Annotated in this window: 26 protein-coding genes and 1 pseudogene; 18 read left to right on the top strand and 9 right to left on the bottom strand. The window is 64.8% G+C overall.

Annotated elements, in window-relative coordinates; all coding sequences use genetic code 11:
• Positions 1-50 precede the first annotated feature (50 nt).
• Positions 51-950, bottom strand: coding sequence for a LysR family transcriptional regulator (locus LB532_RS28105; RefSeq protein WP_140642047.1), 900 nt, complete (start codon positions 948-950; stop codon positions 51-53).
• A gap of 95 nt (positions 951-1,045) precedes the next feature.
• On the opposite strand from LB532_RS28105, the gene LB532_RS28100 reads away from it, so the two are divergent.
• From LB532_RS28100 to LB532_RS28090, 3 genes are all read left to right on the top strand, one after another.
• Positions 1,046-1,930 (top strand): aldo/keto reductase family oxidoreductase, encoded by an 885-nt coding sequence (locus LB532_RS28100; protein WP_140642045.1) that lies wholly within the window; start codon positions 1,046-1,048, stop codon positions 1,928-1,930.
• Between the two features lie 125 nt (positions 1,931-2,055).
• Positions 2,056-2,787 (top strand): pseudouridine synthase, encoded by a 732-nt coding sequence (locus LB532_RS28095; RefSeq protein ID WP_224557506.1) that lies wholly within the window; start codon positions 2,056-2,058, stop codon positions 2,785-2,787.
• Positions 2,788-2,921: 134 nt separating this feature from the next.
• A complete protein-coding gene (locus LB532_RS28090) occupies positions 2,922-3,323 on the top strand; it encodes a VOC family protein (RefSeq protein WP_140642041.1) in 402 nt (133 codons plus the stop codon).
• Positions 3,324-3,329: 6 nt separating this feature from the next.
• Here LB532_RS28090 and LB532_RS28085 read toward each other — a convergent pair whose 3' ends face one another.
• The gene (locus tag LB532_RS28085) at positions 3,330-3,911 is read right to left on the bottom strand and encodes a histidine phosphatase family protein (RefSeq protein WP_140642039.1); all 582 of its coding nucleotides are present in this window, start codon (positions 3,909-3,911) and stop codon (positions 3,330-3,332) included.
• Between the two features lie 218 nt (positions 3,912-4,129).
• Between LB532_RS28085 and LB532_RS28080 the strand changes: the two genes are divergently transcribed.
• Positions 4,130-4,579 carry a universal stress protein gene (locus tag LB532_RS28080; protein WP_140642037.1) on the top strand — a complete coding sequence of 150 codons (450 nt, stop codon included), beginning with the start codon at positions 4,130-4,132 and terminating at the stop codon, positions 4,577-4,579.
• Between the two features lie 37 nt (positions 4,580-4,616).
• On the opposite strand, the gene LB532_RS28075 is transcribed toward LB532_RS28080, so the two are convergent.
• On the bottom strand, positions 4,617-5,375 hold the full coding sequence (locus LB532_RS28075) for a sulfite exporter TauE/SafE family protein (protein WP_140642035.1): 759 nt from the start codon (positions 5,373-5,375) through the stop codon (positions 4,617-4,619).
• A gap of 8 nt (positions 5,376-5,383) precedes the next feature.
• Between LB532_RS28075 and LB532_RS28070 the strand changes: the two genes are divergently transcribed.
• The 7 genes from LB532_RS28070 to LB532_RS28040 all read left to right on the top strand — a co-directional run bounded on the left by LB532_RS28070 (position 5,384) and on the right by LB532_RS28040 (position 10,490).
• Positions 5,384-5,710, top strand: a complete 327-nt coding sequence (locus LB532_RS28070; protein ID WP_140642033.1) for a hypothetical protein — start codon at positions 5,384-5,386, stop codon at positions 5,708-5,710.
• A 39-nt stretch (positions 5,711-5,749) separates the two neighbouring features.
• Positions 5,750-6,622: a LysR substrate-binding domain-containing protein gene (locus tag LB532_RS28065; protein ID WP_140642031.1), complete on the top strand. Its 873-nt coding sequence runs from the start codon at positions 5,750-5,752 to the stop codon at positions 6,620-6,622.
• Positions 6,623-6,748: 126 nt separating this feature from the next.
• Positions 6,749-7,255, top strand: coding sequence for an Lrp/AsnC family transcriptional regulator (locus LB532_RS28060; RefSeq protein ID WP_140642029.1), 507 nt, complete (start codon positions 6,749-6,751; stop codon positions 7,253-7,255).
• 230 nt (positions 7,256-7,485) lie between these two features.
• Positions 7,486-8,274, top strand: a complete 789-nt coding sequence (locus tag LB532_RS28055; RefSeq protein ID WP_140642124.1) for an ABC transporter substrate-binding protein — start codon at positions 7,486-7,488, stop codon at positions 8,272-8,274.
• 104 nt (positions 8,275-8,378) lie between these two features.
• On the top strand, positions 8,379-9,050 hold the full coding sequence (locus LB532_RS28050) for an amino acid ABC transporter permease (RefSeq protein ID WP_140642122.1): 672 nt from the start codon (positions 8,379-8,381) through the stop codon (positions 9,048-9,050).
• Positions 9,047-9,721, top strand: a complete 675-nt coding sequence (locus LB532_RS28045) for an amino acid ABC transporter permease (protein ID WP_140642027.1) — start codon at positions 9,047-9,049, stop codon at positions 9,719-9,721. Before LB532_RS28050 ends, LB532_RS28045 begins: the two co-directional genes overlap by 4 nt.
• 25 nt (positions 9,722-9,746) lie before the next feature.
• Positions 9,747-10,490 (top strand): amino acid ABC transporter ATP-binding protein, encoded by a 744-nt coding sequence (locus LB532_RS28040; protein ID WP_140642025.1) that lies wholly within the window; start codon positions 9,747-9,749, stop codon positions 10,488-10,490.
• Positions 10,491-10,505: 15 nt separating this feature from the next.
• Here LB532_RS28040 and LB532_RS28035 read toward each other — a convergent pair whose 3' ends face one another.
• Positions 10,506-11,204: an RES family NAD+ phosphorylase gene (locus LB532_RS28035; RefSeq protein WP_140642023.1), complete on the bottom strand. Its 699-nt coding sequence runs from the start codon at positions 11,202-11,204 to the stop codon at positions 10,506-10,508.
• On the bottom strand, positions 11,198-11,608 hold the full coding sequence (locus LB532_RS28030; protein WP_140499170.1) for an MbcA/ParS/Xre antitoxin family protein: 411 nt from the start codon (positions 11,606-11,608) through the stop codon (positions 11,198-11,200). Before LB532_RS28030 ends, LB532_RS28035 begins: the two co-directional genes overlap by 7 nt.
• A 285-nt stretch (positions 11,609-11,893) precedes the next feature.
• On the opposite strand from LB532_RS28030, the pseudogene LB532_RS28025 reads away from it, so the two are divergent.
• Positions 11,894-12,776: pseudogene (locus LB532_RS28025) on the top strand (GyrI-like domain-containing protein).
• Positions 12,777-12,930: 154 nt separating this feature from the next.
• On the opposite strand, the gene LB532_RS28020 reads toward LB532_RS28025, so the two are convergent.
• The 3 genes from LB532_RS28020 to LB532_RS28010 form a co-directional block, all read right to left on the bottom strand.
• A complete protein-coding gene (locus tag LB532_RS28020; protein ID WP_140642021.1) occupies positions 12,931-14,364 on the bottom strand; it encodes an aldehyde dehydrogenase family protein in 1,434 nt (477 codons plus the stop codon).
• A 154-nt stretch (positions 14,365-14,518) separates the two neighbouring features.
• Entirely contained in the window at positions 14,519-14,902 is a 384-nt protein-coding gene (locus LB532_RS28015) for an ACT domain-containing protein (protein WP_140642019.1), read from the bottom strand.
• A 20-nt stretch (positions 14,903-14,922) separates the two neighbouring features.
• Entirely contained in the window at positions 14,923-15,390 is a 468-nt protein-coding gene (locus LB532_RS28010; RefSeq protein ID WP_140642017.1) for a GNAT family N-acetyltransferase, read from the bottom strand.
• A gap of 377 nt (positions 15,391-15,767) precedes the next feature.
• Between LB532_RS28010 and LB532_RS28005 the strand changes: the two genes are divergently transcribed.
• Positions 15,768-16,841 carry a YeiH family protein gene (locus tag LB532_RS28005; RefSeq protein ID WP_140642015.1) on the top strand — a complete coding sequence of 358 codons (1,074 nt, stop codon included), beginning with the start codon at positions 15,768-15,770 and terminating at the stop codon, positions 16,839-16,841.
• A gap of 92 nt (positions 16,842-16,933) precedes the next feature.
• Here LB532_RS28005 and LB532_RS28000 read toward each other — a convergent pair whose 3' ends face one another.
• Positions 16,934-17,431: a GAF domain-containing protein gene (locus tag LB532_RS28000; RefSeq protein WP_140642013.1), complete on the bottom strand. Its 498-nt coding sequence runs from the start codon at positions 17,429-17,431 to the stop codon at positions 16,934-16,936.
• 158 nt (positions 17,432-17,589) lie between these two features.
• On the opposite strand from LB532_RS28000, the gene LB532_RS27995 reads away from it, so the two are divergent.
• The 5 genes from LB532_RS27995 (at position 17,590) to LB532_RS27975 (ending at position 21,554) form a co-directional block, all read left to right on the top strand.
• A complete protein-coding gene (locus LB532_RS27995; RefSeq protein WP_246674460.1) occupies positions 17,590-18,012 on the top strand; it encodes an NUDIX domain-containing protein in 423 nt (140 codons plus the stop codon).
• A 145-nt stretch (positions 18,013-18,157) separates the two neighbouring features.
• Positions 18,158-18,391 carry a hypothetical protein gene (locus LB532_RS27990; RefSeq protein WP_140642121.1) on the top strand — a complete coding sequence of 78 codons (234 nt, stop codon included), beginning with the start codon at positions 18,158-18,160 and terminating at the stop codon, positions 18,389-18,391.
• 50 nt (positions 18,392-18,441) lie between these two features.
• On the top strand, positions 18,442-18,708 hold the full coding sequence (locus tag LB532_RS27985) for a DUF1488 domain-containing protein (protein ID WP_140642011.1): 267 nt from the start codon (positions 18,442-18,444) through the stop codon (positions 18,706-18,708).
• 469 nt (positions 18,709-19,177) lie between these two features.
• On the top strand, positions 19,178-20,215 hold the full coding sequence (locus tag LB532_RS27980) for a LacI family DNA-binding transcriptional regulator (protein WP_140642009.1): 1,038 nt from the start codon (positions 19,178-19,180) through the stop codon (positions 20,213-20,215).
• 76 nt (positions 20,216-20,291) lie between these two features.
• Positions 20,292-21,554 (top strand): ABC transporter substrate-binding protein, encoded by a 1,263-nt coding sequence (locus LB532_RS27975; RefSeq protein WP_140642008.1) that lies wholly within the window; start codon positions 20,292-20,294, stop codon positions 21,552-21,554.
• Positions 21,555-21,630 lie beyond the last annotated feature (76 nt).

The raw sequence follows: 21,630 nt of genomic DNA, 5'->3' as shown, positions 1-21,630 counted from the left end.
CAGCGGGTTGCATCCGACCATGCGTCCCATGAAACCGTCATCGCGGCGCCTCACCACCGCATCCCGCCGACAAAGTCGATGAATGCCCGCAGCGGCGCCGGTATGAGGCGGCGGCCGGGGTAATAGAGGAATGGGCCGGAAAACTCCTGCCACCAGGGCTCCAGTACCGGCTCGAGCCGGCCATCGTCGAAATAGGGACGCAGCCAGTCCTCGAACAGCGAGACGATGCCGCCGCCGGCGACCGCCACATCGAGCGCAAGCGCCATAGCCGTGCCGGTGCTGACCAGCAGCGGCCCGGTCGGCTCGACGCTCACTATCTCGCCGTCGCGCTCGAACTCCCAGGGCGGCGTCAGGCCGCTGGCGAAGCGGCCGCGCAGGCATGCGTGATCGAGCAGGTCGCGCGGATGGTCGGGCCGACCACGCCGGTCGAGATAGGCCGTTGCGGCAGCGGTGGCGAAGCGCTGCCGGCGCGGGCCGATCGGTACGGCGATCATGTCCTGCTCCAGCCGCTCGTCATAGCGGATGCCGGCATCGCAGCCGCTCGCCAGTATGTCGACGAAACTGTCCTCGGCGGTCACCTCCAGTCTTATGTCGGGATAGGCGGCAAGGAAGGGCGGCAGAAGGCGCGGCAGCACCAGTTTCGCCGCCACGACAGGCACGTTGAGCCGCAGCGTGCCGGCCGGGCGGCCGCGAAAGCCGTTGACGACATCGAGCGCTGCCTCGACCTCGCCGAGCGCGGGGCCCAGCCGCTCCAGCAGGCGCGCGCCGGCCTCGGTCGGTGCGACGCTGCGCGTGGTGCGGTTGAGGAGCCGCACGCCGAGCCCCGCCTCCAGCCGCCGCACCGTTTCGCTGAGGCTGGAGGCGCTGACGCCGCTGACCCTGGCCGCCTCGCGAAAGCCGCCGGCGCGCGCCACCGCCATGAATGCCTGGAGGTCGCCCAGATCCGCCATTGTTCGCCTTTCTGCACAGCCTGTGCCGATTGCGCCATATTATCGCGCAAGCGTGCATTGTCTATATCTGGGCCGATCCACAGGAGATTGAGACCATGACTGACATCAGCAAGGCCGGAACCTTCAAGCTCGGCGACCGTACGGTGAAGCGCATGGGCTACGGCGCCATGCAACTGGCCGGACCCGGCGTGTTCGGCCCGCCAAAAGACCATGACGGTGCACTCGCCGTGCTGCGCGAGGCGGTGGCGAGCGGTATCGATCATATCGACACCAGCGATTTCTACGGCCCGCACATCACCAACCGGATCATCCGCGAGGCCCTGCATCCCTACCCCGCCAACCTCACCATCGTCACCAAGATCAGTGCCCGGCGTGGCGCGGACGCATCATGGATCCCCGCAATGTCACCGCAGGAGCTGACACAGGCCGTGCACGACAATTTGCGCAATCTCGGCCTGGACACGATCGAGATCGTCAACCTGCGCTCCATGCACGGCATACACGGCCCGGCCGAAGGCTCGCTCGAACCCCAACTGAATACGCTCGCCGAACTGCAGCGTCAGGGTCTGGTGCGCCATATCGGCTTGAGCAATGTCACATCAACCCAGATCGCGCAGGGGCGCGGCATCGTCGACATTGTCTGCGTGCAGAACCAGTACAACATCGCGCATCGCGAGGACGACGCGCTGATCGACGAGCTTGCCGCCGACGGCATCGCCTATGTGCCGTTCTTCCCGCTCGGCGGCTTCACGCCGCTGCAATCGAGCACGCTGGCCGATGTCGCGCAAAAACTCGGCGCGACGCCCATGCAGGTGGCGCTCGCCTGGCTGCTGCGCCGCGCGCCCAACATTCTGCTCATCCCCGGCACCTCGTCCGTCGCGCATCTGCGGCAGAATCTGGCGGCGGCGGAGTTGGAGCTGCCGGCCAACGCGCTTGCCGTGCTGAACGGGATCGCGGGCGAGACCGAGCAAGCGGCCTGAGCCGGCGCGACTAGCGCTTGCCGGGCGGCACCGCTGTCCGGCAAGGTCCCGACCTTGGCGGCGGCTTGCGCAGCCGTCGCCGGCCATGGCATCTGGGCCGGTACAACGGATCGATCCGAAGCAGCATGGCTCCACGACCACCACGACCCGGCGTCAGCCTCAACCGCGCGCTGTCGAAGCTCGGCCTGTGCTCGCGCACGCAGGCCGAGCGGCTGATCGCCGAGGGCCGTGTGCGCGTCGGTGGCAAGGTCGCGCGCGATGCTTCCCTGCGCGTCGATATGGATCGCGACCGCATCGCCGTCGACGGCGAAAAAATCGTTGCCGAGCGCAAGGTCTATCTCATGCTCAACAAGCCGCGCGGGCTGGTCACCACCCGCGAGGACCCGCTGGAGCGCGACACCGTCTATGCCTGCCTGGAAGGGCTCGACCTGCCTTTCGTCTCCCCCGTCGGCCGGCTCGACAAGGCGAGCGAGGGCCTGCTGCTGATGACCAACGACACGCGCTTTGCCAACCGGCTGATGGACCCGGCCTCGCATCTGCCCAAGACCTATCATGTCCAGATCGGCACGGTACCCGACGCGGCGGTGCTGGAAGCGCTGCGCGCCGGCGTTACCGTCGAGGGTGAAATGCTGACTGCGAACTCGATCGAGCTGCTGCGCAGCGGCGGCCGCACCGCCTGGCTGGAGATCGTGCTCGACGAGGGCCGCAATCGCCACATCCGGCGCCTGCTCGCCGCCCACGGCATTGAGGTCAAGCGCCTGATCCGGATCGCCATTGGCAGCTTGCCGCTCGGCGACCTCGCCAAGGGTACTGCGAGGCATTTGACGCCCGACGAATTGGCGCTGCTGGCGGGATGAATAGGCGCAAGGTCGGCACTGCCGTTCGGCAAATCGGCCGGCACTTCCGGCTCCTGACGGAAAGCTGTCAGGACCCCCGGCCTATAGAAGGCCGGGAGCCCAGCCGCGGCTTCGACGATCAAGGAGCCAATGCGATGAATTTCGTCTCTGTCCGCATCATCACGTCCGATGTCCAGCGCCTCGTGCGCTTCTATGGCGAGATCACCGGAATGCCGGTGACGATGTACACGGAGGATTTCGCCGAACTGGCGACGTCGGCCTGCACGCTGGCGATCGGCAGCACGCGCACCCTGATGCTGTTCGGCAGCGACATCGCCCGCCCAGCCGACAACCGCACGGCCATCATCGAATTCCGAGTCGGCGACGTCGATGCCGAATTCGCCAGGCTGGCGGAAACCATCAAGGGTGCAATTGTCCAGGAGCCTACCACCATGCCCTGGGGCAACCGCTCGCTGCTGTTCCGCGACCCCGACCGCAATCTGGTGAATTTCTTCACGCCTGTAACCGCCGAGGCGATCCGGAAGTTCGACAGCTAGGCCGCCCTACTTCCCGTTCCACTTGCGCACCACCGGCTCGCCGAGGTCATGCTCGTAGCCGAGCACGCTGATGCTGGCTGTATCGAGCACGAACAGCGCGCCGTCCTGCGGCGGCAAGCCGAGCCAGCGGGCGGTGAGCACGCGCAGGAAGTGCGCGCTGGAAAAGATCAGCATGTCGGCATTGGCCTCGCGCAGGCGATCGATGATCCTGTCGGCGCGGGCGCCCACATCGGCCGCCGTTTCGCCTTGCGGGCAGCCGTCGCGAAAGACGTTCCAGCCCGGCCGTTCGGCCAGGATCTCCCTGGTGGTTCGCCCTTCATAGGCGCCGTAGTCCCATTCCTGCAGGTCGTCCATCTTGATGCTTTGCGCCCCGAAGCCGGCAAGCAGACTGGTGTTGTAGGCGCGCTGCGAGGGGCTCGACCACACGGCCGAAAACGGCAGGCCTTTCAGCCGATCCGCCACACCCCGCGCGGCCGCCTCGCCGGCCGTTGTCAGCGGCATGTCGGTGCGGCCGGTGTGCTGGCCCGAAAGGCTCCACGCCGTCTCGCCATGCCTGACCAGATGGATTTGAGGAAACGCACTGCTCACGACGGCCTTTCGAAGTTGCCGCACCTTAGAGGACGATGCGGCGAAGGGGAATCCAGTTGGCGCGAAAGTCCGGGGTGGAGCGCCCGTTTGGGTGCGGTCCATGTCAATGCCCACCACATTCCCTGGCCCTGATCCCCGCCGCATTGGCACAATGACTGGGCGCCGGGAATAATTATGTGTGGTTCATAGTTCACCAAGCACGATAGGTCACGATCATCATGTACAAACATCTGCTCATCGCCACCGACGGGTCGGAACTGGCCGACAAGGGCGTTGCCCACGGCCTCGGGCTGGCAAAGGGCATCGGCGCCACCGTGACCTTCGTCACCGTCTCGGAACAATTCCCGATCTTCGCCTGGGGCGGCGCCATGGCCGGCTACGCCGCGGGCGATGAGCTGGCCGCCTATCAGGAAGAAGCCCGCAAATACGGCAAGGAAGTGCTCGACAAATGCAAGGCTTCCGCCGAGGGGCTGGGCGTGTCGGCCAAGGTCGTGCACATCGAGGACAGAAGGCCCGCCGAGGCGATCCTGGAACTGTCGCAGACCGAACGCTGCGACCTGATCGTCATGGCCTCGCACGGCCGCCGCGGACTGGGCAGGCTGCTTCTGGGAAGCCAGACAGCGGAAGTCGTGTCCTACAGCGAAATCCCGGTCCTGGTGGTGCGGTAGGCCGGGTCCAGCCAGTCCGGCTCCCTGCAAGCGCCACTCAGAACGCCGCTTCGGCCACCAGATAAAATCCCAGCGCCAAGAGCCCCGCGAAGAACACTTTGCGAAAAGTCTCGACGCTCATGCGCTGGCGCAGCGCCTGGCCGACAGCCATGCCGGCGAGCGCAGGCGCCAGCGCCGCGACCGAGCCCGCCAGCCCGGCCGTCGGCGAGGCTAGGGCGCCTGCCCTGAACAGCCCGATGGCCAGCGCCGCCGTCGACACGGTGAAGGACAGGCCGAGCGCCTGGATCAGCTCTTCCCTGCCCAGCCGCAGCGATTGCAGGTAGGGCACCGCCGGAATGACGAAGACGCCGGTGGCGCCGGTGACCAGGCCGGTCGCCACCCCGACCAGCGGCAATAGCAAGGCCTCGTGGCGTGGCGGCGTCGAAAAGCCGGCCTTGGCGAGGCCGAGAAAGGCGTAGAGCATCAGTGCCACGCCGAGCGCGCCGGATGCGGCCGCCGTATGCGCGCCGGTGAGCAGGCCGGCGCCGGCAACGGTGCCGATCACCACGCCGGCCATCATCGTCCATAGCCGCCTGACGAGCCCGCCGAACGAAGGACCGGTGGACAATTGCCACAGATTGGTGACCAGCGACGGGATCAGCAGAAGCGTGGCCGCCTCGGCCGGCGCCATGGTCACCGCCAGCAGGCCCATCGCCACTGTCGGCAGGCCCATCCCGACCACGCCCTTGACGAAGCCGGCGGCAAGGAAGACGGCGCAGACCCAGGCGACGGCGGCGGCGCTCAGCGGCTCAATCATGGAGCAGCATGTCGGCGGCGGCGGTCCCGGCTGCCGCCGGTCCGGCGGCGGCCCTGCTGACAAGGGCGGATGTCATGGCGCATCCTGGCATGCCGGAATTCGAGCGCGCCATGGCCAGAAGAGCAACGGCAACCGCCAGCAGCATCGCCGCGCTTTCAGCGATGCCGAGCCCTTGCCGGTTCGATGCCGGTTTTCTCATTCTCATCATGGACCTCCACCGAAACTGTTTGACGAAATTCGCCGTCACCCACAATGTGGAAATCGCGGCGCCAGCCTTCGGCTTAGACGAAGGCTGGCGCCGCAAGCCGGTCGGCCCGCTGCCATCGATCGCGTGATGGCGGCCATCGCCCGGGCTGTCTTGCGGGAGGAAAAAGATGCGCTTCGACCTGGTCGATCTCCGGCTGTTCCTGCTGGTCGCCGAGCGCGGCAGCATCACCCATGGCGCCGAGCTCGCGGGCCTGGCGCTGGCTTCGGCCAGCGCTCGCATCAAGGGCATGGAGGACAGGCTCGGCGCGCCGCTGCTGGAGCGCCGCCGGCGCGGCGTGGTGCCGACCGCCGCCGGCCAGGCACTGCTGCACCACGCGCGCGCGGTGCAGAACCAGATCGAGGCGATGGCCGGCGAGCTCGGCGCCTATGCCACCGGCCTGCGCGCGCGGGTCCGCCTGCTCGCGAACACGGCCGCCACCAGCGAGCTTCTGCGCGACAGACTGCCGGCCTTTCTGGTCGCGCATCCCGGCATCGACGTAGAGCTCGATGAGCGCCCCAGCCACGAGATCGCCGAGGCGGTGGCGAGCGGCGCAGCCGATCTCGGCATTGCCGCGACCTGGGCCGGCCTTTCACATCTCGAGCAGAAACCGTTCTTCGTCGATAGGCTGGTGGTGATCGCCGCGCGCAACCGCCCCGGCCTCGAAGGGCGCGCGACCGGCCTCGCCGACATTCTCGGTGAAACCTTTGTCGGCCTGAGCGCCGGGCATCCCTTGCAGGAGCACATCTCCCGCCAGGCCGCGCGCCTTGGCGGTCATCTGCATTTTCGCATCCGCGTGCCCGGCCTCGACAATGTCTGTAGGCTGGTGGCCCAGGGCGCGGGCGTCGCCATCGTGCCGGAAAGCATCGTGCGCCGCTCGGTGCCCAGCCTGCGCAGCCTGCGGCTGACGGACGACTGGGGAACCCGCCAGCTCAATCTCTGCGCCCGCCGCTTCGACAAGTTGACGCCGCAGGCCAAGCTGCTGGTCGCCGCACTGGTGTGAAGCCGCCGCCCACATGCTGAATTCGCGTGGAATCATGCCTTGCCTTTAAGGAATCCATGAAATAGCTTGTTTGCACATAGGCAAAAAAATCGCCTAGCTTTTTTCGTTTTATGAAAGACGGGGGACTTGCGGGAACATCTCGATCTGACCGATCGGCGTCTGGTCAAACAGCTGTCGCAGGACGCGCAGCCGGGCATCAACCGCCTCGCCGAGATTCTGGCGATCTCGGTGCCGACCGTGCGCACGCGGCTGCGCAACCTGCTCGACCGCAACCTGCTCAAGATCGTCGGTCTCTTGAACCTGACGGAGCGGCCCGAACTGATCTCGGCCATCGTCGGCATCAACGCGCAAGGGCGCGGCCGCGCTCGCGAACTGGCGCAGCGCATTTCCGAACTGCCCTTCGTCAACTCGGCCTCGGTCGTCACCGGGCGCTTCGACATCATCGTCGACGTGACGGTAGCCGGAGACGTCGCCGATCTCTACCGCGTCACCAGCGAGTTGATCCCGGGCGCCGGCGAGCCGGGCGAGGTCGTGCGGAGCGAGACCTTCGTCGTCATGGCGTCCTGCAACAAATGGGTCAGCCTGCCGGAAGGCTGCTGGTCGGACGACAGCATTCGCAAGGAGTCGGCATGAGGATAGCGGTTCTCGGGGGCTCGGCCTGCTCAACTCGCTGCTGCATGTGCCGGACGCGCCTTTCGTCGACGCGTTGGCCACGCGCGGCATCATGGTCGCCGAAACGGTGGCTCGGCACCAAGAGACGGATTTTCGAACGGTGGCCGCCGCCGGCAACGGCGCCGCCGCTCAAAAAGCATCCTGTAAGGTAGACAACAAGACGACAAAAGGAGGAATGCCCAATGAAACCAATGAAGATTGCCAAGCTTTTCATCGCCGGCCTCGCACTGGCCGGCCTCACCGCCGCCGCCAGCGCCGGAGCGCTCGACGACATCACCAAGCGCGGCGAACTGCGTGTCGCGGTACAGACGCAGGGACCGCCCTTCTCGCTGGTCGGGGCCAATGGCGAACGCACCGGCAGCTCGGTGGAACTGGCCGAACTGATGGCCAAGGAAATGGGCGTCAAGATCACCTTCCTCGACTTCGACTGGGACGGCCTGATCCCGGCGCTGCTTTCGGGCAAGGCCGACCTTCTGGTCGCCGACATGACGCCGACGCTGGCACGCGGCATGAAGGTCGCCTTCACCACGCCTTACATGTATACGGGCAGCACCGTCTTCACCAAGGCCGACGGCAAGTTCAAGACCACCGAGGACTGCAAGGCCAAGGGTACCAAGATCGCCGTGCTGCTCGGCGCCACCGGCGAGAAGGAAGCCAAGGCCGCCTTCCCCGATGCCGACATCAAGAGCTACAAGGGCGGCGGTCCGCTGCTGCTCGACGCCGTGAACAACGGCCAGGCCGATTGCGGCGTCAACGACGTCTCGGCGGTCAAGGGCCAGTCGACGGCCTATCCGGCCGGCACCTTCACAATCATGCCGGACCTGCTGTCGAAGGAGCCGCTTGCCTTCGCCACCCGCTATGACGAGCCGGATCTCCTGATCTGGATGAACCTGTTCCTCAACCAGGTCACCATCGACGGCCGCCTGCAGAAGAACCTCGACTACTGGGTCAATTCGGAAGACTGGAAGAAAGATCACTGATTAGGCATTAGTGAGTAGTGAATTAGTGAGTAGTGAATAGGGTCCGCCTGCCTACTCACTACTCACTACTCACTACTCCCTATCCCTACCCGCCATTCACGCCCATGCTCGAGAATTTCAGCTTCCGCACCATCGTCGAATACCTGCCCCTGTTCGGGCAGGGCCTGGTCACGACCGTGTGGCTGTCGGCGCTGTCCTTTTTCGGCGCGCTCGCGGTCGGCATCCTGCTGTGCGCGATGAACCTGCAGCGCAGCTGGCTGTTTCGGGTGCCGGCCAAGGCCTATATCGACGCCGTACGCGCCACGCCCTTGCTGGCACAGCTCTATTTTCTCTATTTCGGCCTGCCGCGCCTCGGTTTCGTGCTGCCCGAACTCGTCGTCGGTATCCTCGCGTTGTCACTGAACAGCGGCGCCTATGTCGCTGAAATCATTCGTGCCGGCATCCTGTCGATCCCGCGCGGCCAGGTTGAGGCCAGTGTTGCTTCGGGCATGACCTATGTTCAGCGCATGCGCCTGGTGGTCTTGCCACAGGCGTTCAAGGTGACGATCCCTCCGCTGCTGGGACAAGCGATCGTGCTGGTCAAGGATTCGGCGCTCCTGTCGCTGATCTCGGTTGCCGAGCTGACGCGCGCCGGCCAGTTGCTCGCCTCCGACCGTTTCATGCCGGCGGAAGGATTTCTCACCATCGCCGCCTTCTACCTCCTGCTTTATTACGGCCTCAAGGGGCTGGCGGTTCTCTCCGGCCGCTGGCTTGGCTCGGCGGGAGCGCGCGCATGATCTGGCAACAGTTGCAAAGCCTTGCGGGCAGCTATCCGCTGGCGCTGCGCGGCCTCGGCATGACGGTGGTGCTGTCGCTGATCAGCCTGGTGCTGGGCACCCTGCTCGGCTTCGGCCTCGGCATCTTGCGGACCAGCGGCAACCGGTTGATCGCCGGCTTGATCGGCGCCTGGGTCGACCTCATCCGCGGCACGCCGTTCCTGGTGCAGATATTCCTGATCTTCTTCATCTTGCCGGAGCTGGGCATCGAGCTCGACGCCTTCACCGCCGGCATCATCGCGCTGACCAACCTCGCCGCCTGCTTCATCTGCGAGATCGTCGCCGCCGGCATCCGTTCGGTTCCGACGGGCCAGGTCGAGGCGGCACTGGCGTCCGGCCTGTCGCGCTGGCAGCGCATGCGCCAGGTGGTGCTACCGCAGGCGATGCGCATCGTGCTGCCGCCGCTGGTCGGGCAATATGTGCTGCTGATCAAGGATTCTTCCGTCGTCTCGGCGATCGGCCTGACCGACCTCACCCGAGTCGGCTGGCTGGTGGTGCAGCGCGTGCCGAACGGCCTGCTGGTGTTCTTCCTCGTCGGCGTCGGCTATTTCATCGTCTGCTATCCGCTGATCATGCTCGCCCGCCGGCTCGAACGGCGCATCGGTGCCGCCCATGGCGAGGTGCAGATATGACATCGAACCCAAAGGTTCCGACCACATGACCAAAACGGGCATGATCGATTTTCGCGGCGTCAACAAATGGTTCGGCACGCTCAACGTGCTGAGGGACATCACGCTCAGCGTCGAGCCGCGCGAAGTGGTCGTCGTTTGCGGCCCGAGCGGGTCGGGCAAGAGCACGCTTATCCGCTGCATCAACGGGCTGGAGACGATCAAGGATGGCGACCTCGTCGTCGACGGCCAGCGGCTCGGCGACCCCACCACCAACATGACGAAGCTGCGCACCGAGATCGGCTTCGTCTTCCAGTCCTTCAACCTCTACCCGCACAAGACCGCGCTCGAAAACGTCACGCTGGCGCCGATCCATGTCCGCAAGATCCCGCGCGCCGAGGCCGAGCAGGCCGGCCGCGAACTGCTGGCCAAGGTCGGGCTTGCCGACAAGATCAACGCCTATCCTGCGCAGCTTTCAGGCGGCCAGCAACAGCGTGTGGCGATCGCCCGCTGTCTCGGCATGCGCCCCAAGATCATGCTGTTCGACGAGCCGACCTCCGCCCTCGACCCCGAAATGATTTCGGAAGTGCTCGACGTCATGGTCGCGGTTGCCGAGGAAGCCATGACCATGATGGTGGTGACGCATGAGATGGGCTTTGCCCGCAAGGTCGCCCAGCGCGTGGTGTTCATGGACGCCGGCGCCATCGTCGAAAGCGGCACGCCCGACGAGTTCTTCTCGCACCCCAGGACCGATCGCAGCCGCGCCTTCCTGAGCAAGATCCTGCGGCACTGACCGGCGCCGCCGCCTTCAAGTGACCGCCAGCACCTTGCCCGTATCGTGCTGGCGCACGAAATCCACGCGGCCGCCGTTCCAGTGATAGCTGTAGTGGCGGCCTTGCACCGGTACTGGGATCACATCCGGCCAGAAGATGCCGATGCACTGCCCGCTTGGCATGCGCACGCTGTTCCACACCAGCCCGTCGCTGCCGGCCGCACGCAAGGCGCGGCCTTCAGCCTGCGAGGCGGTGTAGTCGTCCGGGTCAAGCGCGCCGGGCACCGCGTTGACGTCATCGAGGTCGCGATCGACGCTGCCAATCAGCACGCGGAAATCCGCCGTCCAGCCCGGCTCCTCCTTGGTGGCGCGCATAAAATTCTGGTGGTGGTGGATGGTTTCGGCCAGCGCCACCTCCTCCCGGTCGCCGGCATAGTAGATGCCGTAGCTGCCATCCGAGAAACGGCCGGGCCGCAGCGTCGAGCAATGCACGAAGGGCGCCATCACGAAACTTGCGCCGGGTCCGGACACCCGCCTTTCGGCCGGCACCTTGCCGAGATCGCCGAGTTCCAGCCGGATGCGCGGATTGGTCTTCTCCTCGACGGCGGCCAGCGCCTCCCAGTCGCGCGGGTCGGCAATATCCTCGAAAAGATCGATCGGCGGATGGATGGAGCGGATGATGCGGAAGGTCTGGGGCCAGTGGACGCGGCGCCGGACCGCGAGCCCACTCACCATGCACCACGCTCCGCGTCGAGCCATTCGCGCATCGCGGCAAGGTCGGAGATTTCGCCGCGCAGCATCAGGTCGAGCGCCGACTGGCCGCCGAATGTGGCATTGGGCTTGCGGATCCAGGCATAGCCGCGCGCCGGCTCGGTGAAGAGGTAGCGCAGGCCCTTGTGGATGCCCATCAGATGCGCCATGCGAGTGCGCAGGTCGCGGTCGATGCGGCCGATGCCCCCTTCCTTCCAGCGCGCCCAGGTGCGCGCCGACATGCCGCCGAGCAGGATGCAGGCCTCGAGGTCGGTCAGGCCCCACGCCTTGAACAGGTTGACCGTGGTGCGCGCCAGGGCGCCGGCCTCTTCATCCGAGATGGCGCTGCCGACCGCGGCCGGCGTGGTGACGATGGACTGAAGCTGCATTGTCTTGCTCCCGCTATTGGCAGACATATAGCATACATTCGCCAATTGGCAAGACGAGCACGACAACCCGCTGCTGGTGAAAACCGTGACACACAGCGGTTTGGTCGTCCGAAACAACATTGCATCCGGTACAGTTGAGTTCCGGACATTAGATTTTCCAACCAGGATCGGGCGTGCCGGTAAACGGTCCTTGGCGGGGTTCTGCGACCCGTGACAAAACCGCAAGATCGGTCGAGCGCGTTATGCCCGCTGCGCTTAGTTAGTGCTGCCACGGAGAACAGAACAATGAAGGCGGCGCTTCGAAACTACCATGCCCGGATGCAGCGGGTGCTGGATCACATAGACCAGCATTTGGACGACGATCTGGACCTGGACGCGCTGAGCAGAGTCGCAGCCTACTCGAAATATCATTTACACCGGCAGTTCACGGCGACCTTCGGGCTGTCCGTGCATCGCTATGTCCAGCTCGCCCGCATGAAGCGCGCTTCATACCGGCTGGCCTACAGGGATGCCGAAAGCGTCACCGACATAGCGATGGATGCCGGTTACGATGCCGGACGCCTTCGCCCGCGCCTTTCGGCAACGGTTTGGGCAATCGCCTTCATCATTCCGGAAATCGCCCGACTGGGCACCGTGGCTTGCGGCCTTCGGGCCTATGGACAATGCGAGGAGCAAGCTCATGCACATTACCTATGACCACGATGACGTGACGATCCGCGATGTGCCCCCGACGCCGGTGGCGATCATGGGGCATCGAGGCGACCGGGCGACACTTGGCGACACCATCCAGCGGTTCATCGCCTGGCGCAAGGCCGCCGGTCTGTCACCCGAGACGAGCCCGACCTTCAACGTCTTCCGTTCCGAGCGGATTCCCGCCAACCCAGCCGATTATAGCATGGACCTGTGTGTCGGGACTGACCTGCCAATCGATGCTGATGACGGGCAGATGAAGGCAGGTGTGATCCCTGGCGGACGCTGCGCGGTGTTGCGCGTCGTCCACAACACCAACAATCTGGAGCCAGCCGCGCTCTACCTTTATCGCGACTGGCTTCCTGCCAGCGGCGAGGAAGCACGAGACTTCCCGATCTATTGCCAACGGTACTTTTCGGTGTTCCCGAACGTGCCGGTGCCTGATGTGGTCTGCGAATTGTTTCTGCCGCTGAGATAGAGCAATTCCAGGAAAAATGCGTAGCGGTTTTCCGGGAAAAAGCGCGTAGCGCTCTCCCTTGGGAATTGCGCAAAAACAAAGAGTTAGAGCCCTCTGACGGGGATCTGTCCCTTTCGACCGGGCCGGCTTTTGTGCCGGCCCGAAAAGTCTTGCCCTACTCCGCCGCCTCGTATCCGGCGATGCCCTTGATCTCGAGGAAATCCTCGAGCCCGTATTCGGCGTATTCGCGGCCATTGCCCGATTGCTTGTAGCCGCCGAAGGGCAGGCCCGCGTCCCAGGCGGGATAGTTGATGTAGACATTGCCGGAGCGCATGCGCGCCGCGACGTCGCGCGCCTTCTGGATATCCTTGGCCTGGATATAGGAGGCAAGGCCGTAGACGGTGTCGTTGGCCTGCTCGACCACCTGTTCGACTGTATCATAGGGCATGATCGCCAGCACCGGCCCGAAAATCTCCTCGCGCGCGATGCGCATGTCGTGGGTGACGTCGGCGAACACGGTCGGCCTGACATAGTAGCCACGGTTGAGTTCGGCCGGACGGCCGGGGCCGCCCGCGACCAGCGTGGCGCCCTCGTCGATGCCGCTCTGGATCATGTCCTGGATCTTGTCGAACTGGGCCTGGCTCACGACAGGGCCAAGCTTGGTGCCGGGAGCGTCGGCCGGACCGACCACGAACTTTTCCGCCGCCGCCTTGGCGTAGGAAGCCGCCTCGTCATGACGGCCGCGCGGCACGAACATGCGCGTCGGCGCGTTGCAGGACTGGCCGCTGTTGCTGAAGCAGCCGGCCACGCCCTTGGCCACGGCGGTGGCGAGGTCGACATCCGGGAACAGGATGTTGGCCGACTTGCCACCAAGCTCCTGGTGCACGCGCTTGACCGTATCGGCGGCGGCCTTGGCCACCAATATGCCGGCCCGGGTGGAGCCCGTGAACGACATCATGTCGATATCGGGATGGCTGGACAGCGCCTGGCCGACGCCGGGGCCGTCGCCATTGACGAGGTTGAACACGCCCTTCGGCACGCCGGCCTCGTCGAGGATTTCGGCGAAGATGATGGCGTCGAGCGGCGCGATCTCGGACGGCTTCAGCACCATGGTGCAACCGGCGGCAAGTGCCGGACCCACCTTGCAGGTGATCTGGTTCAGCGGCCAGTTCCATGGCGTGATCAGGCCGACGACGCCGATCGGCTCCTTGACGATCAGCGAGGAGCCCTTGACCTGCCGGAACTGGAAGCTCTTCAGCACTTCCGCCATCTTGGCCAGATGCGCGAGCCCGATGCCGACCTGGCTCTCGAGCGCCATCCGGCGCGGCGCGCCCATCTCGCGCGACACGGCGACCGCAAGGTCCGGGCTGCGCTTCTTGTAGACCTCGATGACACGGTTGAGGATGTCGAGCCGTTCCTCGACCGAGGTGAAGCCGAACGTGCCGAAGGCGCGCTTCGCGGCGGCCACGGCCTTGTCGACGTCGGCCTTGGAGCCCAGCGAAATCTGCGCGAAGGTATCTTCGTTCGACGGATCGATGACATCGAGCGTGTTGGATACGACAGGATCGACCCACGCGCCATCGATGTAGAACTGCAGATTATGTGACATGATTTCTCCTGAGGGGCGCCGCACAGCCGTCCGGCGTGATATCTGGCTAGAAATAACGATGCGCGACCGGCACTGTCAAACGCAACCCCCGAACTGGTGAGCGAGTCGCGAGCGGTTGAACCAGCCGGGCGGACGATAGCTGGAGCAGAACGAATTACAGCAGAGTATGCCCGGCTTCGCCCAGAAACCGTGTCGCCGCGACCCGATCGGCGGCTTTCACCAGCAGGTGATCGCCGTCGAAAGTCGACACCACGAAAACGCCCAGCTCGTTTTCCGACAGTGGCCTGATGACCGACAACACGATGCCGGTTTCATCGAAAGCGAAAGGCCCTTGGAGCTTGAAGGCGACCCACTCGTCATCCCGCTTGACGGCATCTGGAACGCGATCCTGCAGACAGACGATCGAAAGTTCATCCTCGGTTCTGGTAATGCTGACGAAGCCTGGCCCGTCCGCCCAACCGGGAATACCCGCTCCAGGCTCGAGCCGCGAAATCGCATACAGCCCGGGCAGTTGCTTCAGCCTGATTTCAGCAGCCATAATCGAACTCCGATTGCGGTCTATCCAGCGAGCCTCTTGCTCATATAAACAGTCGTACCGTTCATGAACGGCTCCTCCCGGTCGATCCTATAGCCGTGCCTCTTGTAAAGCGACACATTGGCCGCGAAGGCGCCATTGGTCAGCAGGCGAAGCTCCGGGCGGCCTGCCTCGCGCGCCTTGCGTTCGGCGCGCTCCAGCAACAGCCGGCCGATGCCCCTTCCCTGCGCATGCGGCGCCACGCAGACATTCTCGATCCAGACATGATCGTCGGCCGGCATGGTTTCGATCACGCCGACGATTTCGCCCTCCTCGATCGCAAGGTCGAACTCATGCCCGGCAACGGCTATGTCGTAGTCGGCGCGCATGGGCAGCGGTTCGCGGCCGATCAGCGGCACCCATTTGGCATAGGCCGAGCGCACGATCTCCCGGATGGCGGCGGCGTCGGCGGGCCCGGCCGGCCGGAACTGGATGGAAGGATTGATGCTCATCGAGAGGCTCCGGACATGAAAAGCCCGCCGGCGGTTTCGCGGGCGGGGCCGGGAAGAACGAACCGGAATTATCGGGCCAGCTCTCGTCGTCGCGCAATCAGCATGCCGCCTCGCACTATGCAGGTTCGGCGTCGCATAACGTTGGCGCGGGGAAAACGAACATGGCGCCAAGCTGACGCAGCATGAGTGGCCCGTCAAGCCAATGCCAAGCCACCTTCTGGCGGCGCCCCAGCCTCTTTTGCCGCCCTGCCTCATCAGCCCTGGCATCGCAAACTTGGAGACCGTCCTGGAAAATCGATCATTCTAACGAAAATAATTCATTGGAAAGATCGGTTAGGGAATGGCATTCCCCGGGCGAAGTCGCCTGGAGCATGATGTTGTCTTCCTTATCCCACATTGCGAACGATATTCCAAAAAGCCTGATTTCCGCCGAACCTGCGCAGGGCCGCAAGGCGCTCGACTCGACCAAGGCCGGACCCGTGCCCGGTGTGATATTGGTCGCGATGATCACTGCGGTGGCCTTCTCAGCCCGCAACGTCTCCGGCTTCGCCCTGTTCAGCCCGATGATCCTGGCCGTCGTCGCCGGCATGATCTACTCCAACGTGCTCGGCACGCCGGCGCACGCCAAGGCCGGCATCGCATTCTCGCAAAAGCGCCTGCTGCGCTTCGCCATCGTGCTGCTCGGCTTCCAGCTGACGCTCGGCCAAGTCGTCTCGATCGGCGCGGGCGGCATCGGCATTGTCGCGGCCACACTTGGCGCCACCTTCCTGTTCACCCTCGCGCTCGGCCGGCTGATCGGCGTCGACGCCAAGCTGGCGCAGCTGATCGCCGCCGGCACCTCGATCTGCGGCGCCTCGGCAATCGTGGCCACCAACATCGTCACCGACGCGCGCGACGAGGACGTCACCTACGCGGTCGCCTCGATCACCTTGTTCGGCACCGTCGCCATGCTCGGCTTCCCGCTGCTGGAGCCGCTGCTCGGCCTCGACCAGCATGCTTTCGGCCTGTGGGCGGGCGCCTCGATCCATGAGGTGGCGCAAGTCATCGGCGCCGGCTTCCAGAACGGCACCCAGTCGGGCGAGATCGCCACCGTCGCCAAGCTCACCCGCGTCGCCATGCTGGCGCCGATGGTCATCGCGCTGGGTCTGATGGTGCGGCGCGGCAGCCGCGATCCGTCAAGCGATCAGCCCGGGGCGCGGCCGCCCATGCCCTGGTTCGTCGCCGCCTTCGTCGTGATCGTGGCGCTGAACAGCGTGGTCGCGATACCGCCGGAACTGAAGTCGGCCATGGCGCTCACCACCACCATCATGCTCACCATGGGCCTCGCCGCCATGGGCCTGCAGGCCGACATCTCGCAGTTGCGCTCGCGCGGCCTGCGCCCGCTGGCGCTTGCCTTCTCCGCCTTCCTGTTCATCGGCTGCTTCAGCCTGATGCTGGTGAAGTTCGCCTGAGCCCCAAAGGTAGCGCTCTGCGGCGCCCCTGTCCTGCCGGACAGAGGCGCGCGAAGGAACTCGATGGCCGACCGTCGGGCTGTTTGCTGAGCTCAGTCCTGGAACGAACTCGCCGCCACATAGATCGCGGCCAGTGTCTCGATGCCGGCCTGGTCCGCCTTGTCGAAGCGGCCGGGCAGCGGGCTGTCGAGATCGAGCACGCCGAAGACGCCTTCATCGTCTTCGAGAAGCACGACCAGTTCCGAACGCGAATCGGCGTCGCAGGCGATGTGGCCGGGGAAATCGTGCACGTCCTTGATCAGCATCGAGGTGCCGAGCTCGACGGCGGTTCCGCACACGCCCTTGCCGACGGCGATGCGCACGCAGGCCGGCTTGCCCTGGAACGGGCCCAGCACCAATTCCTCGTCCGAGGCCAGGAAGTAGAAGCCGGCCCAGTTGAGGTCAGGCACCATCTGGAAGATCAGCGCCGCCGTGTTGGCGGCGTTGGCGATCGAGTCGCGCTCGCCGTCAAGCAGTGCTTTGAGCTGGGCGGCGAGGTCGCGGTAGAACGCGACCTTATCAGACGTGTCGATGGCCTTGGCCGCAAACATGACTTGTCTCCGAACTGAAAATCGCGGTTCCGCTTTCCGCAGGCGCTCTGCACCAAACGACCACCGGAACAGTCTACCGTGAATCCTACCCGCCACGAAAGCCGCAAGATCAGGGTCGCCGCGGCATCATCGCGGATGCGTCGGGCCGGCTGCTTCTGGTGCGCAAGCGCGGCACCAGCGCCTTCACGCAGCCCGGCGGCAAGATCGAGCCGCGCGAGGCTCCGCTCAATGCTCTGGTGCGTGAATTGCGCGAGGAACTCGGATTGGCGATCGACCCGCCACCACCTCCCGGCTCGGCCTGTTCTCGGCCAAGGCCGCCAACGAGCCGGACAGCGCGGTCGAGGCTGAATTGTTCGCGCTCTCCATCGAGACGGCCAGCCGATAGCCGCTGCCGAGATCGAGGAGATCATCTGGCTGAAGCCCGGCTCGGCCAATTCCGTCGAACCAGCGCCGCTGACGCGCGATGTGGTGCTGAGGTTGAGCAGCCGATAGAGCTTTCTGATCCGCCCGAATATAGGCGACCGCGCGATGGGCTCGCGACATTCCCAATGGCTTCGAAAAATGTTCGCGGCGACGATTGAATAATTGAAAAGTATTGTTTTCGGCGCCTGGCTTCGAGCTTCCGGCTGTGGTCAAATATTTCAGAAAATTGATTTTTGTCGCCTGAGTACCTATTTATCGGACAAGTTCATTTTCACGATTTCAGACGCAAGGGAGATTTCCTCGATGGCCGACGGCAACCAGACGATCATGGAAAAAGCTGAAGCCCGCTTTATCGACAAGCAGAAGAAGACGGCGGAGCGCAACAAGGCAACCGCCGAATACATGTCGGAGGCGAGGGCGAGGGAGATCAAGACGGCAAGGCTGAGACAATTGCGCCTGGCCAAGGAAGAGGCCGACCGCGAGGCCGAGGCCCTGAACCCGGCACCGAAAAAGAAGCGAGCTGCGAAGAAGGCCTGAAGCAATTCCCTTGGGAATTACGTCGAGCAAAGCGTCTAGGAGGCAAAGCCATGGGTCTGACCTTTCCCAATCACAGCCGCAGCTATGACGAAGCTGGCAGGCGCATCCGGTTCGTTGGCCATGACGGCATGTTCCAGATTTCCTTTTCTGTCGCCGCCGATGCAATGTCGAAGATACAGCCGGGAACCGTGGCCAACGAAGCAGGCTACCTTGCCACGTTCGACACCGAGAGCAACGCCATCCACGACGTTGCCGCCAAAGCCTACGGCCGCACCCACAAGAGCATGTATGTGCTGACGGCAGCCGACTTCGGCTGAGAGAGCGGCGGGACCGCGATCGGGACCAAGCGATGATTTCGCTTCGTTGAGTGATCTTTCCGACGTTCCATCAGAGAGAGCCGCTCAACGCGATGCCAGCTGGGTTTTTGGAGGCCTCGCCTCGGGATCGAACCGAGGCTTCAGAGATTTGCCGTCTCCAGCGTAGCCGCTCCGCCACGAGGCCATGACTAGCGAACTAACCCGATAATATTTGCGGAAGCGTTAAGACCGAAGCGTCGTTTGTAGACATGTCGCCGATTGCCGCTTTGGCGGCCCGCGCGATGCACCGGCCGGCGGCGGCACCGCTGGAGGACCACGCCATTTTCCCCTTGAATAGTCCCTCTATCTGGCTTAGTTTGGGTTGAGAAAAGGTTTTTCCAAATATTTCAGATCGGGCTCGGCCATTGGTCGGGTCTCATTCCGGCCTGTAAGAGAAAACCTTTTCCCAACCCCGGGGTTTTTCGCCGCGATGGCATTGGAGGATCAACCAGCCTTTCCCAAGCCCGTCACCTTGCGTGATGTGGCGGCTGAGGCTGGCGTCAGCGTCGCCACAGCCTCGAAGGCGCTCAACGACCAAGGCCGCATGACCGCCGAGACCCGCGAGCGCATCCGCGAGACCGCGCAGCGCCTCGGCTTCCGGCCCAACAGCCTGGCGCAGAGCCTGCTGCGGCGGCGCTCCTTCACCGTCGGCCTGCTCACCAACGATACCTATGGCCGCTTCTCGCTGCCGCTGATGTCGGGCATATCAGACGCGCTGGTCGACGCCGGCGTTTCGGTGTTCCTATGCAATGTCGAGGAGGATCCGCGTCTCGGCCAGCTCCATGTCGAGGCCATGCTCGACAAGCGCGTCGACGGCATCATCGCCACCGGCAAGCGCATCGACCGCCATCTGCCGGTCGACCTGTCCAATCTGCGCATTCCGGTGATCTATGCCTTCACCCAGCCCGATCCCGACGCCATCGCTTTCGTCTCGGACGATGCCGGCGGCGCGCGGCTGGCGGTGGAGCATTTCTGCCGGCTTGGCCGCCGCCGTATCGCCCATGTCAGCGGGCCGGCGAGCTTTGCCGTGGTGCACGCCCGCGCCCAGGCCTATCGCGACGTGCTTGCCGAAAACGGCTTGCCGGCGTCCGATCCGCTGCTCGGCCCCTGGTCTGAAGCCTGGGGTCATGAAGCGGTGTCGGTCCTTTTCGATGGCGAGCGCGAAAGACCGGACGCCGTTTTTTGCGGCAACGACCAGATCGCGCGCGGCGTCATCGATGCCTTGCGCGAACGCGGTCTCGACGTGCCCGGCGATGTCGGCGTCATCGGTTTCGACAATTGGGAGATCGTGGCCGAAGCGACGCGCCCGCCGCTGACGTCGGTCGACATGAACCTGGCTGCGCTCGGCCGCGAAGCGGGGCTGACCTTGCTTTCCCTGGTCGGCGGCAAGCCCGCCGCGCCGGGCATCCGGAAACTGCCGTGCCGGCTGGTGGTGCGTCAGTCCTGCGGCCGCCTGCCAGATGGCTGAGAAAGACGGCTGAAGAACCAAACGCCGCAATCGGCGGCAAGCCGCGCGTCGCGGCCAAAACGTGGAGGAGGAGAATATGAGGACTTTGATTGCCAGGCTGGCCCTGACCAAACTGGCCTTGACGGCCGCCGTACTCGGCTGCGGGCTGCAATTTGCCGCCGCCGAGACCGCCAATATCTGGGTGCGCGCCGACGGCTCGAACTTCATGCCGCGCATCGTCGATGCCTACAACAAGGGCCACACCAACCAGATCAAGCTCGACATCATCCCCAATGCCGAGATCATTCCGAAATACGGTGCTGCCGCCGCCGGCGGCACGGCGCCCGACGCGCTGTCGCTCGACCTGATCTACACGCCCTCCTTCGCCGCCGCCGGCCAGCTGGAGGACATCACCGACTGGGCGAAATCCCTGCCTTATTTCGCCAGCCTGTCGCCGGCTCATGTGAAGACCGGCACGTACAAGGACCGCATCTACGGCCTGCCCTTCTCCGCCGACGCCTCGGTGCTGATCTGGAACAAGAAGCTGTTCAAGCAGGCCGGCCTCGACCCTGAAAAGGGCCCGGCCAATTGGGCCGAGATCGAGGCCGACGCCGAAAAGGTCAACGCCCTCGGCGGCAACATCAAGGGCTTCTACTTCTCCGGCAATTGCGGTGGCTGCAACATCTTCACCTTCACGCCGCTGGTCTGGGCCTCGGGCGGCGACATCCTCTCGCAGGACGGCTCCAAGGCGACGCTGGACAGCCCGCAATTGCGCGGCGCCATCGACCTCTACCGTTCGATGGTCAAGAAGGGCCTGGTGCCGGAAGGCGCCCAGACCGACACCGGCGCCAATTTCTTCGCCGCCTTCGCCGGCGGAAACATCGGCATCTCGCCTTCGGGCGCCTTCGCCATCGGCGCGCTCAACACCCAGTATCCCGACATCGACTATGGCATCACCTTCCTGCCGGGCAAGGATGGCGGCTGGTCGTCCTTTGCCGGCGGCGACAATTTCGTCGTCACCAAGGGCACCAAGAAGATCGATGTGGTGAAGGAGTTCCTCGACTTCGCCTATTCGCTGGAAGGCCAGACGATCCTGGCCAAATATGGCAGCCTGCCGGTGCGCGGCGACATCGCCAAGGACGCGCTGAAGGATCTCGATCCGCGCTACCAGGTCGCTGCCGAGGCCATGGCCAAGGGCAGGACGCCCTATTCGGTGGTCTTCAACGACCTGATCAACTCCGCCAACGGCCCGTGGACGCAGATGGTCAACGAGGTGTTCTTCGGCGACGACGTCGACGGCGCCATCGCCAACGCGCAGGAGACGATGCAGTCGATCATCGACCAGGCGCCGCAGAAATAGGCGCCTGCCTCACCTCCCCCTTTGAGGGGAGGTCGGACCGCAGGTCCGGGTGGGGTCGGCTCGGCAGTGCTCGACG

It is taken from the genome of Mesorhizobium sp. ESP-6-2 (assembly GCF_020164675.1).
Lineage (GTDB): Bacteria > Pseudomonadota > Alphaproteobacteria > Rhizobiales > Rhizobiaceae > Mesorhizobium.
The sequence above is the reverse complement of the archived record's forward strand: the minus strand, read 5'-3'. Positions and strand labels throughout refer to the sequence as shown.